14 protein-coding genes are annotated in these 11,481 nt (G+C 37.0%); 4 read left to right on the forward strand and 10 right to left on the reverse strand.

Annotated features, from left to right (window positions below; all coding sequences use genetic code 11):
• Positions 1 to 4 precede the first annotated feature (4 nt).
• The 3 genes from EPR_RS05905 to EPR_RS05915 are packed head-to-tail and all read right to left on the reverse strand — an operon-like array spanning position 5 to position 1,619.
• The gene (locus tag EPR_RS05905) at positions 5 to 727 is read right to left on the reverse strand and encodes an SIR2 family NAD-dependent protein deacylase (protein ID WP_200762327.1); all 723 of its coding nucleotides are present in this window, start codon (positions 725 to 727) and stop codon (positions 5 to 7) included.
• A complete protein-coding gene (locus EPR_RS05910) occupies positions 724 to 1,281 on the reverse strand; it encodes a DNA-deoxyinosine glycosylase (RefSeq protein WP_338037280.1) in 558 nt (185 codons plus the stop codon). Before EPR_RS05910 ends, EPR_RS05905 begins: the two co-directional genes overlap by 4 nt.
• The gene (locus EPR_RS05915; protein ID WP_200762329.1) at positions 1,209 to 1,619 is read right to left on the reverse strand and encodes a bacteriohemerythrin; all 411 of its coding nucleotides are present in this window, start codon (positions 1,617 to 1,619) and stop codon (positions 1,209 to 1,211) included. Before EPR_RS05915 ends, EPR_RS05910 begins: the two co-directional genes overlap by 73 nt.
• Before the next feature lie 174 nt (positions 1,620 to 1,793).
• On the opposite strand from EPR_RS05915, the gene EPR_RS05920 reads away from it, so the two are divergent.
• A complete protein-coding gene (locus EPR_RS05920; protein WP_200762330.1) occupies positions 1,794 to 2,441 on the forward strand; it encodes an endonuclease III domain-containing protein in 648 nt (215 codons plus the stop codon).
• On the opposite strand, the gene EPR_RS05925 is transcribed toward EPR_RS05920, so the two are convergent.
• The 5 genes from EPR_RS05925 to rpsO all read right to left on the reverse strand — a co-directional run bounded on the left by EPR_RS05925 (position 2,438) and on the right by rpsO (position 6,844).
• A complete protein-coding gene (locus EPR_RS05925) occupies positions 2,438 to 2,995 on the reverse strand; it encodes a YqiA/YcfP family alpha/beta fold hydrolase (RefSeq protein ID WP_200762331.1) in 558 nt (185 codons plus the stop codon). The genes EPR_RS05920 and EPR_RS05925 overlap by 4 nt on opposite strands.
• A 69-nt stretch (positions 2,996 to 3,064) precedes the next feature.
• Entirely contained in the window at positions 3,065 to 4,957 is a 1,893-nt protein-coding gene (dnaK, locus tag EPR_RS05930; RefSeq protein WP_200762332.1) for a molecular chaperone DnaK, read from the reverse strand.
• 35 nt (positions 4,958 to 4,992) lie between these two features.
• Entirely contained in the window at positions 4,993 to 5,535 is a 543-nt protein-coding gene (grpE, locus tag EPR_RS05935; RefSeq protein WP_200762333.1) for a nucleotide exchange factor GrpE, read from the reverse strand.
• A gap of 2 nt (positions 5,536 to 5,537) precedes the next feature.
• Entirely contained in the window at positions 5,538 to 6,335 is a 798-nt protein-coding gene (locus EPR_RS05940) for a hypothetical protein (RefSeq protein ID WP_200762334.1), read from the reverse strand.
• A 239-nt stretch (positions 6,336 to 6,574) separates the two neighbouring features.
• The gene (rpsO, locus tag EPR_RS05945; RefSeq protein ID WP_200762335.1) at positions 6,575 to 6,844 is read right to left on the reverse strand and encodes a 30S ribosomal protein S15; all 270 of its coding nucleotides are present in this window, start codon (positions 6,842 to 6,844) and stop codon (positions 6,575 to 6,577) included.
• A 175-nt stretch (positions 6,845 to 7,019) separates the two neighbouring features.
• On the opposite strand from rpsO, the gene EPR_RS05950 reads away from it, so the two are divergent.
• The 3 genes from EPR_RS05950 to EPR_RS05960 are packed head-to-tail and all read left to right on the forward strand — an operon-like array spanning position 7,020 to position 8,737.
• A complete protein-coding gene (locus EPR_RS05950) occupies positions 7,020 to 7,421 on the forward strand; it encodes an RrF2 family transcriptional regulator (RefSeq protein WP_200762336.1) in 402 nt (133 codons plus the stop codon).
• Positions 7,422 to 7,452: 31 nt separating this feature from the next.
• Positions 7,453 to 8,496, forward strand: coding sequence for a DHH family phosphoesterase (locus EPR_RS05955; protein WP_200762337.1), 1,044 nt, complete (start codon positions 7,453 to 7,455; stop codon positions 8,494 to 8,496).
• Complete coding sequence (locus tag EPR_RS05960) at positions 8,483 to 8,737, forward strand: hypothetical protein (RefSeq protein ID WP_200762338.1); 255 nt, start codon at positions 8,483 to 8,485, stop codon at positions 8,735 to 8,737. The genes EPR_RS05955 and EPR_RS05960 overlap by 14 nt, the downstream gene beginning before the upstream one ends.
• 13 nt (positions 8,738 to 8,750) lie before the next feature.
• On the opposite strand, the gene cmoA is transcribed toward EPR_RS05960, so the two are convergent.
• On the reverse strand, positions 8,751 to 9,464 hold the full coding sequence (gene cmoA, locus EPR_RS05965; RefSeq protein WP_200762339.1) for a carboxy-S-adenosyl-L-methionine synthase CmoA: 714 nt from the start codon (positions 9,462 to 9,464) through the stop codon (positions 8,751 to 8,753).
• A complete protein-coding gene (locus EPR_RS05970; protein WP_200762340.1) occupies positions 9,454 to 11,454 on the reverse strand; it encodes a thioredoxin domain-containing protein in 2,001 nt (666 codons plus the stop codon). The genes cmoA and EPR_RS05970 overlap by 11 nt, the downstream gene beginning before the upstream one ends.
• Between the last annotated feature and the right edge of the window lie 27 nt (positions 11,455 to 11,481).

The following is an 11,481-nucleotide window of genomic DNA, read 5'->3' on the forward strand; positions in this document are numbered from 1 at the left end:
TGAGTCATTCCAAAAATTTCACTATTTTTTCATAAAGCTCTTCACAAGCCTCACCGGCCTTTTTTTGTATAAACTCGGTAAAATACTCATCAATATTACGCTCGTGAGAGCCAAAAACAGTGATATACTCCTCTCTTTTAGGATTTACAAGTATAGAGTTTCCAAACTCCTTTGCAAGCGAGACGATATCTATTACGCGGCCGCTGGTGCCTATGGCTACAAAAAGCCGGCTGTCATTTACTGCTCTGTATATGTTGCGGTACGCCGGAGCCGGTTCTCCAAACATCACCACATTGTGCCTGACGCTATCACTTTCGCATTTGGGGCAAACTTCATCCTCTCTTTGAGCACGATATCCTATATCCCACACAAAACCGCAATTTTCACACCTAAGATCCTTTAGCGTACCGTGCATGTGGATGATATTTTTACAGCCTGCCCTTTCAAGCAGGTCGTCTACATTTTGAGTCAGATGCCAGATACGGTCCGGAAAATTCTGTTCCAGTTTTGCCAGCATATAGTGGGCAGGATTTGGCTCTTTGTTTTTTAGTTCTTCTCTTCTTTCGTTAAAAAACTTTGTAACCAGCAGGCGATTTTTCCGCCACCCTTCCGCAGAGCAAATATCCATCACATCATACTCTTCCCAAAGCCCGTTATTGTCCCGGAAGGTTTTTATACCGCTCTCCTGGCTGAGTCCGGCCCCGCTTAAAATCATAACCTTTTTCATGACAGATACTTTTTGAGCTCTCTTTTCCAGATTTTCAGTTTTTCTTCGTAACTCATTTTTACATATGCCGGCGAAGGCGAAGGGAGATAGACTGCAGGGATAGATAGATGTGAAAAATGTTTTTTGTAAAGATTATACGCCTTTTTTCCGGTAAAGAAAAGGGCTTTAATACCCCGGTATTTTTTCAGCAGTGCTTCTATATCGTTTACCTCTACATCCTTCAGGCTGCTGTCAAGTGAGTTTTGACGACTGCATACTTTAACCATATCCCAAAGAGCAATATGATGTTTTTTTAGAAACTCTGTTTTTTCCTCGATCGTTTTGGGCTCATTTTCTTCAAAAATGTTCGACAATATTTTCCAAAACTGATTTCTTTTATGTCCGTAATAAAAAGAGTTTTTAAATGAATCTATACTGGGAAAGGACCCCAGTATCAAAATTTCAGAGTTTTTGTCTATTACAGGCTTGAAAGGATGACAAATCATTTTTCTAAAGTGTTCATCACAAAAGGAACGTATTTTATATCCTCTTTTTTTATGTGTTCTAACCACCATGATCTTAAAAAACTAAGCAGATTTTTAGGCTCGTTTGTTGTAAGTGCTTCGGCTCTTATTTTTTGCATTTTCTTGAAAAACTCTTTATGCATCAACAGATGTTTTTCACAGCCTGGGAAAAGGGCTTTTTTAATAAGGGCTTCTTCGGTTTTAAAATGTACTTTTATATATTTGTCCAACAGATCTATAATATGCAGCAGTTCATCTTCTCCATCGCCGTTTTGCATAAAGAAGTAAAGAGAGTTTATGATAGAAACGATACCTTTATGCTGCTCGTCAATTATCGGTATTCCCAGATCATTCTCATCATTCCATATGATATATAGCACATTTTTCATAATATCAATCTTTTAACCATTTTTTATAAATATATCCAAAATCAGGATAAAAAACAAATGATCTTCTAAATAGTTTTTCTAAAAACCGGATATTTATAAAAAGGGTTTTAGTAAAATATTATCCTTTTATCTTTCAAAAGAGTTAAAAAATTTTATTTTTGGTATTATTTCTTTATGAAAACAGAGAAATTTTTAAATATCATAGAGATTTTGAAAGAAGAGTATCACAAATGGGATGCCCCGGCAAAAAAACTCTCAGAATCCTACGGTTACAAAAGAACTCCCTACACCATACTTATATCAACACTGCTTAGTTTCAGAACAAAAGATGAAGTGACAGTTGCTGCAGCACACAGACTTTTCGACTTTGCCGACACACCTGAAAAAATGATAAAACTTCCAAAAGAAGAGATAGCAAAACTGATATATCCGGTAGGTTTTTATAACCAAAAAGCACAAAGCGTATTGGAAGTATCAAAGTATCTTTTAAAAAACTGCGGCGGCAAAGTGCCTGATACTCTTGAAGATCTCACCAAAATCAAAGGTGTAGGACCCAAAACGGCTAAAATAGTTCTTGAAAACGCCTATGGCAAAAACTATACGGCAGTTGATACCCATGTACACAGGATATTGAATCTATGGGGATTTGTTCATACAAAAAACCCTGAACAGACTGATAAAGCCATAGAAGAGAAACTGGAGCCGAAGTATAGAAAAGGCCTGAACAGACTTCTGGTCTCTTTCGGTCAGATTATATGCAAGCCCGTAGGACCTAAGTGTGAAATATGCCCTGTATCGGACCACTGCCCTGCAAGAGTTTAGATATCTTCAAAAAAACGCTCTATCGTGGATAGATGATTCTCAAATCCCTCAAACTGATGGCTGCCTCCCTCTTCGAGTATCAAATCGGCTTCGGGCAGTTTTCTCAAAGCGACTCTGAAATCCAGCAGTTCATCTCCTTTTTGAAGCATGAGCATATATCTGCTCTGGTCATTTATATATTTGACATCATATTTTTTGAGCATTTCGATATGTTTTTCGTTCCATTCGAATCTCGAGTTATCATAAAAATTCTGTGCAAAACCTGTCCATTTTGAGAGTGTCTCATAAGGTTTTACGGATGGATTTATAAGTACAGTTTTGAGATTGTATGTTTCAGCAAGATAGATAGAATAGTATCCTCCCAGCGATGAGCCTATCAGATATATATCTTCATATTTCAAAAACTTCTTTATAATATCTTCAAGTGTTGAAATCGCAAGGTCTGGCACATAAGACAAAGAAGGGGTTAAAATACGTTCCTTGAAATAGTTTCGTGCGATTCTGGCTTTGTTTCCTTCGCCGCTTCCGCCAAAACCATGAATGTAGATTATCATAGTTTGCCTTCTTGTTTTTTGATAGATATAGCAGAAAAAAGAAGCGGGCAGATGCCCGCTTTGGAGAGATTATTCTACTTCAGCGTCTATAACGTCGTCTTCTCCGCCTTTTTTGGCTTCACCGCCTTGTGCGGCTCCGCCAGCCTTGCCTTCCTGCTCTTTTTTATACATTGCTTCGGCAAGCTTATGACTCACTTCTGTCAATTTTTTAACTTTCTCTTCTATCTGCTCTTTTGTAGCGTTTTCGTTTTTCAAAGTCTCTCTTAGTTCGCTCAATGCTTTTTCGACGGCCTCTTTATCTGCATCAGCAAGCTTGTCACCTACCTCTTTTAGACTCTTTTCAGTCTGATACGCTAGGGCATCAGCCTGGTTTCTTGTCTCGATGAGTTCTTTTCTCTTTCTATCTTCTTCTTTGTGAGCTTCTGCATCTTTTATCATTTTTTCGATCTCTTCTTCACTAAGGCCAGAGCTTCCTGTAATCTTGATCTCCTGAGCTTTACCTGTCGCTTTGTCTTTGGCACTGACAGTGAGGATACCGTTTGCATCGATATCAAATGTAACTTCTATCTGAGGTACGCCTCTTGGAGCAGGAGGAATACCTGTAAGTTCAAACATACCCAAAGATTTGTTGTCTTTGGCCAATTCTCTTTCACCTTGCAATACATGGATAGTAACTGCAGGCTGATTATCTTCGGCTGTTGAGAAAATCTGTGTCTTTTTAACAGGTATGGTTGTACCTTTTTCTATAATTTTTGTCATTACTCCGCCAAGTGTCTCAATACCAAGGCTTAGAGGAGTAACGTCAAGCAGCAATACATCTTTTACATCACCTTTTAAAACTGCACCTTGTATTGCAGCGCCTATTGCAACAACTTCATCAGGGTTTACAGACTTGTTCAGCTCTTTTCCGAAAAATTCTTTTACTCTTTTTTGAACAAGCGGTATTCTTGTAGAACCGCCCACCATTACTACTTCATTTATATCCGATTTGCTTAAACCAGAGTCTTTTAGAACCTCTTCGCATTTTTCGATAGTCTCTTCTACAAGATCTTCTATCATGCTTTCAAATTTGGCTCTTGTCAGTTTTTTAACAAGGTGTTTAGGTCCTGTCTGATCAGCTGTGATAAACGGAAGGTTTATCTCAGTCTCCTGAGCCGAGCTTAACTCTTTTTTGGCATTTTCAGCTGCTTCTTTAAGTCTTTGAAGAGCCATAACATCCTGTTTAAGATCAATTCCATTTTCAGCTTTGAACTCTTCTACTAGCCAGTCAATTATCCTGTTGTCAAAGTCATCACCACCAAGAAATGCGTTACCTCCCGTTGCAAGAACTTCAACAACGTTGTCGCCTGTCTCAAGGATAGTAACGTCAAATGTACCGCCCCCAAGGTCATATACAACTATCTTTTCGGCCTCTTTTTTATCAAGACCGTACGCAAGGGCTGCCGCAGTCGGCTCGTTTATAATCCTGAGAACATTAAGTCCGGCAATAGTACCCGCCTCTTTTGTTGCTTTTCTCTGGGCATCGTTAAAATAGGCAGGAACCGTAATAACTGCCTCGGTAACCTCTTCGCCGAGATAACTCTCTGCATCTTCTTTAAGTTTCATCAAAATCTTCGCACTTATCTCTTGCGGAGTATATATTTTCCCGTCAATTTCTACGGCACACGCGCCGTTTCTATCAACTATATCATAAGGAAGTCTTTTCTTGGCCTCTTTTGCTTTGTCTTCACTACACATAAGGCCCATAATTCTTTTAATAGAGTATATTGTCTTTTTTGGATTTGTAATAGCCTGCCTTTTTGCAGGATCACCCACAAGAACCTCTCCTTTGTCGGTAAACGCAACGACAGAAGGAGTAGTGTTTTTACCCTCTTTGTTGGCTATTACTTTGGCTTCGCCGCCTTCATATATAGCCATACATGAGTTTGTAGTTCCCAAATCTATTCCCAATACTTTTCCCATTTTTATCTCCTTTATTATTTTCTCTCACTCATTTTTTATTCGCTTTTTTTACCTTTGGCAATACTCACTTTTGTAGGACGCAAAACGCGTTCTTTATATTTGTACCCTTTCTGAAGTACCTGTACTATTTCGCCCTCCTCATGGTCAGGGCTCTCCACGTGTAAAATCGCTTCATGCAGATGAGGATTGAATCCCTCACCTATCTCTATCATTTCTATTCCGTGCTTACCGAAAGCTTTCGCAAACTGCTCTATTGTAAGTTCGATTCCTTCTTTTAATTTCTCTACCGCCTCTTCAGCTTTAAGATTTTCGCTGCTGACAGTAGCCAGAGCCATATCAAGACTGTCAAGAGCAGGCAACAGATCCCTTGCAAACTGTTCATATGCGTATTCGAGTGCCTGGTACTTCTCCCTTTCCAGTCTCTTTTTTGTATTTTCAAAGTCGGCAAAGACTCTAAGATATTTTTCTTCGCACTCTTCAAGTTTCTTTTTCAGTTCTTCAATTTCGTTTTTTTCGTTCTTTTCCGTTTTCGTCTCTTTCTCCTGCTCGATCTCTTCCTCTCTTTTTTTCTCAGCCATAATTACTCCTTCTGCATTTGTTGTAGGAAACTTTCAAAGTCACGTGACAAATGCCCGATACAGAGCATCTTTGCCTCTTTATCCTCAATCTGGGCATCACTTTTTAAAGCGAGATATCCCTCAGGAACGATATGTTTAAAATGAACGCCCTTTTCAACTTTATCAAAATAGTTACCTTCCATAATATCTTTTAAAAATCCGCTACCCCATTTACTATTGTTCGATATTATAGAAATCAGTTCTTCAAAACCTTCTCTTATTATACCTTCATTTGACAAAATAGAAAGTTTCTTTGAAAGAGCCGTAAGGCCAAGCTGTTCACACACTCTTATCAAATCAGAAAAATCTGTACCTTTGAATTCATTGAAAAATCTATATAAAACATCTGTATAGGGAGTGACAAACTCTTTTCTTTCAAAAACTAGAAGTAGAAATTTATTATCAATGTTATTAACTTCTAAAAGTTTATCGGATTCAAAAAACTTGAATTCACAAAAAATTCTATAATTTTTTACAGCATCTTTTATATTCTCTTTTTTGGAAATTTTAACCGGACCAATATTTAAAAGTTTTTTGGTCCAATATTTTTTCAATGTACTAACAGTAGGTACACGACCACTGCTGATATGTTTTTGTTCAAGTTTTCCCTCTTCCACCATTTTTTTGAAATAGTTTCTTATTGTGGCGGAAGAAAGTTTGATTTCTAACTTGGTCTGAAGCTGTTTTGAACTTACCGGTGCCGGATTTTTTATATACTCTTTTATGATTGTTTCTAATATCAATACTTTTTTATCTATCATAGTTTTCCAGTTTTAGCACTTGGTTTGCTTGATTGCTGATGTTATTATACAACATTGAGTTTATTATTGTCAAGTTATTTTAGTAATTTTTCTGAAACAAATAATTATCCTCATTTATGTTTATATTATAGAGTATCTAAGTATTAGGTAATTAAAGGGAGTATTGCAAAAGAAGAAAAAAAGGAATAGTTATACTTATGGTATTATTTAACAGCTATAGAGAAAATGGGAAGAGGAAATTATCCTCTTATTCCCAGTTCGGAGATTACCTGAGTATATCTGTCGTAATCTTTTTTCTTCAAGTATCTAAGAAGTCTTTTTCTCTGTCCTACCAGTTTTAAAAGTCCCAGTCTTGAAGAGTGATCTTTTTTGTGCTCTTTTAGGTGATCAGTCAGATACTTTATTCTCTCAGTCAATAGTGCAATTTGCACTGCGGGAGATCCTGTATCGCTCTCACCCTGAGCAAATTTAGCGATGATTTCTTGCTTTTTCGCCGAATCCAAAGCCATGTCAGCCTCCTGATTGGTATATGCCCAAGGGCATTTTAGTTTTGGAGCCGTATTATATCTAAAAAATCTTATTTTGCAAACAGTGTAAAAATAGGATAAATTTTGTATAATTATATTACAGAATGGATTATATGATTATATCAGCCATTTAAAAATCAAAAAAACAGGGAGGGCTATGCTTTTTACCAGAGCGAGCGAATATGCTCTTTTGTCATTGGTGCTTATAGCCAGAAAAAACGAACCGATGGGAACAGATACATTATCTAAACAGCTGGGAATCTCAAAAAGTTTTTTGGCCAAAATTTTGCAAAATCTTGCAAGAAAGAATATACTCAAATCTTTCAAGGGCGCAAGCGGAGGTTTTATACTGGCAAAAAAACCGGATAAAATCTCAATAAGAGAGATTGCGGAAGCAGCTGAAGGAAAACAGATTAGCGTTTTTGACTGCTCTACAGATTTGGGATGCTGTCCAAGTAACAAAGGTCAGTTTTGTCTACTGTGGCCATTTCTTAACAAATTGCAGAACAAAATCGATACTTTTTTAGAAGACCTGACTCTCAAAGACATTATGGAATAACTTCCTTCTCCCTGTCATATAAAGGAAATAGATGAAAATATATCATCTTTCGCATACAGATCTTGACGGCTATTGCTGTCAACTTTTGACAAAAGAAATTTTTAATAACATAGAGTTTTTAAATGCTAACTACGGTGAAGAAGTAGGCATACGACTTGAATATATAATAAAAAATATCAAAGAGTCGTCTACAAAAACAAAAATTCTTATTACTGACCTTAATTTAACTTTGGAGGAAGCAGAGTTTTTACACAAAGAGGTGGAAAATCTAAATTCCAGCGGCAAAGAGGTAAAACTTCAACTGCTCGATCATCATGCCACAGGACTTGATTCTGCCGAAAATTTCAATTGGTACCATCTCGATGTCACAAAATCGGCCACACTTATAACATATAAATATCTTATAGAAAATTATGCCGCCAAAAATTTGACAAAATATTTACAACTTGTAGAAGCCGTTAATGCTGTCGATCTATGGCTTCAAAAACATGAACTGTTTGAATTCGGAAAAGTCTGTATGAGGCTTGTAGACGAGGCAAAAGAGATAAACAGAAATCTTTTTCCTTCAGAAAATGCCGAATACAAACACTATGTGATCAAAACTGCTGCAGATTATATAGGTAAAGAAGAAGCCCACATAAAACTAGATGATAACCTCTATAAGATAAAAAAGAGTTTTTTTAGAAAAGATAAAAACGACACTCTCGATAATATGGTCACAGCATATATCGTTTCGCTTCTAAATACCAAAAAAGATGAGATGACCATATATTACAAAAATAACAAAGGGATTCTTACATACTCCATCGGAAACACCTCCATCATAGGAAATGAGTTTTTAACGCAAAATCCGGATTATAGCTTTTTTATGAATGTATCGGCTAGAGGATCTTTCAGTCTCAGAGCAAATAATAAAATGGATGTTTCAAAAATGGCTGAAGAACTTGCAGGAGGAGGTGGACATCCAAATGCAAGCGGAGGACGGATCAAAGGTTTTAAAGAGCAATTTATTTACAGTGAGCTAAAATCAAATATAGAAGAACTTTTGAAGGAAAAAGAGAATGAGACAAAATGAAAAAAAAGAGTTGGAAAGGGCTGAAATAGAGATAGAAGAGCTAGCTATGCAGTTGGCGGATATGCTGGGAGCAGCACTCTTTTTTGCCGGAGTAAAAAAAGAGAAGATACCTGAAGCTGTTGATGCCTATCTAAAAGGTATTGACGAAGTTTTCGGCGACGAGGAAGGAGAAATGGGTTTTGAAGAGATCGTTAAAGTAATAGAGCATATCAAAAAAACAAGACCTCATCTATTTAGCTGACCTATTTCTCCTTTTACTTTCTGGCAAAAAAAGTGGCAAAATTGGCCCATCTGAAAATCGTCTCAAAATATCTAAACCCCGCTGACTTTATCATATGACGGTTCTCTTCCTCACTGAAAGGAACAAGGACATTTTCCAAAGCTTCTCTTTTCTGCATTATCTCAAATTCGCTGTAACCCTGTCTTTTTTTAAACTCATAATATTTATCTATAAGCTGTTTATTCAGTTTTTTATCTTCACTTATCACCTTTTCACTGAAAATAAAGATACCTTCATCTTCTAATGATTCGTATATTTTTTTAACAAGCTCAGTTCTTTTGAGAGGCCTTACAAACTGGAGAGTATAGTTTGAAAGAAAAACTTTCGATTTTTTATAGTCATATTTTAGGATATCTTCGACCACAAACTCAATATCCGCTCCGTATGCCGCCGCCTTTTTCCTTGCTCTTTCAATCATCGGTACGGAATTATCTATACCTACAAGTGTAAGAGTGTGCGGCGTTTTTCTGTTAATCTCGAGCAGTGTATTTCCGGTTGAACATCCAAGATCGTAAACAACATCGCCGCTTTCACTGTTTTTTACGGCAAGGTCTGATACAAGATCCAAGACATCTTTGTAAAAAGGTACGGAACGGCTTATCATATCGTCAAATACCGAGGCTACCTCTTCGTCAAATTCAAACTGCTTTTTTATCGGTTTGCTGAAAACTCTATCTTTATCGCTCATTTTCAATTCTCTTTTTTATTTTTTCAAAATCTTTTTCATAAGCAAAACAGGTATTTGTCCTGCAGGCAAGATAACCTTCCTCTTTTACAGGTTTTAGCAAAAGATAGGGATATTTTATCTCATCTGATTCCTTTTTGTATCTTAGAAGATTTTCTGCCCGGGATTTGAGTATGATATCGCCTCTGTTCTCTCTTATAACAGCTCTTGCAGCTTCTGGATAATATGAAGGGTTTGTGTCAATCATTACAGAATATTTCGCTAATATCTTTTTTGCATCTTCAAGATATTTCAAATCTTCACTCAAAGAAGACAGTGAGAGAAAATTGTGTATCATTATAGATAAAGGAGCGGTATAGTAGCTATCGTTTATATCTGCCACTGTTTTAAAATCCCCTGCGCTTAGATACCACTTCTCCCCTGTATAAAATTTGCTTTTTGCATCATCTGCCAGTTTTTTAGCCAGTTTCAGATATTTCTCTTCAAAACTGTTTTCATAGGCTTCAATAAGTGCTGAAATCAGATACGCATAATCTTCCAAAAGGCCCTCTTTTGATGGCTCATGCGGAAATCTAAACTGATGGTATAAAGTGCCGTTTTTATACATTTTCTTTAAAAGTCTCTCCAAAGAACCGAACGCCTGAAGTGCATATCTCTTATCTATATAGGATGCTTTCAGTTTCGCCCTTATCCACATGGCATTCCATGCGGTAATGACTTTTTTGTCTATAAAGGGATAGTTTCTCTCAAATCTTAGCTCTTTTAAAAGACGTTTTGCTCGCTTTTTCGTTTTTTCATCTATTTTTATATTCTCGTTTATGTGAGGGTTTGAGTATTCCGAGTCGATGTTTCCGTCTTCAACTATACCGAAATATGCAAGAACTTTCTGGGCATTCTCTTTTTTAAATCCTCTCTTTTGGAAATACTTTAGCGTATCTTGAAAACTGTATATGAAATATCCGCCCTCTATCCCGTCAGTATCGGCATCGCTCGCACTGTAATAAAGAGAGTTGTTTTCAAATCTCCTCTCTATTTCGGCAATTGTTTCAATCACAACTTTTTTATAAAGAGGCTTTTTGGTAAGTATATACATTTTTGTATATAGCTCTATAAGTTCGGCGTTCGTGTAGAGCATCTTCTCAAAATGCGGTATCTGCCATCTTCTGTCCGTCGTATATCTGAAAAACGCTCCTTCTATCTGGTCGTAAATGCCCCCTTTTGCCATTGCGCTCAAAGTCTCATCCGCCATTTTAAAAGCTTTCTCGTTCCCGGTAGCAAGATATATATCTATAAGCAGTCGTATTCTCGAACTCTCCGGAAACTTTATTCTTTTCGAAAAACCTTTATATATATTGTCATAATACCCCTCTATCTCTTTGACGGCTTTTTCTGCAACACCCAAATCAAGCAAGACAGTTTTTGTCTGCATATTTTCTACACTTTTCATCAATGATACTATTGCATTTGCAGTTATCTCTATCTTTTTTCTGTTGTTTTTATACTCTTTGGCCAAAAGGGGAAGTATAGTTTTCATCCCTTTTACACCGTATCCGTCTTCAGGCGGTATGTACGTAGCTGCAAAAAAAGGTTTCATGTCCTCTGTAAGTATGATAGTCAAAGGCCAGCCGCCTCCGCGCTCATGGAGAAGCTGATAGACTTTCTGATAGTATTTGTCCAGATGCGGCATCTCCTCTTTATCGACTTTTATAGCTATGTAGTATCTGTTGAGTAATTCGGCTATCTCTTCGTTTTCAAATGACTCCTTTTCCATAACATGACACCAGTGGCAGGTACTGTATCCTATTGATAAAAATATGGGCTTATGTTCTCTTTTCGCTTTTTCAAAAGCCTCTTCGCCCCAGGGATACCAGTTTACAGGATTGTGTGCATGCTGCTGAAGATAAGGAGACTCTTCATAAATCAAAGCGTTGGTATGTTTTTCCTCTGCAAATGAAAACAGAAGAGTTAAAAATATTATTATCACTTTTTTCATCAATCAGCCTTATGTTAGTAACCCGAC

The organism is Nitrosophilus alvini, from assembly GCF_015100395.1.
GTDB lineage: Bacteria > Campylobacterota > Campylobacteria > Campylobacterales > Nitratiruptoraceae > Nitrosophilus > Nitrosophilus alvini.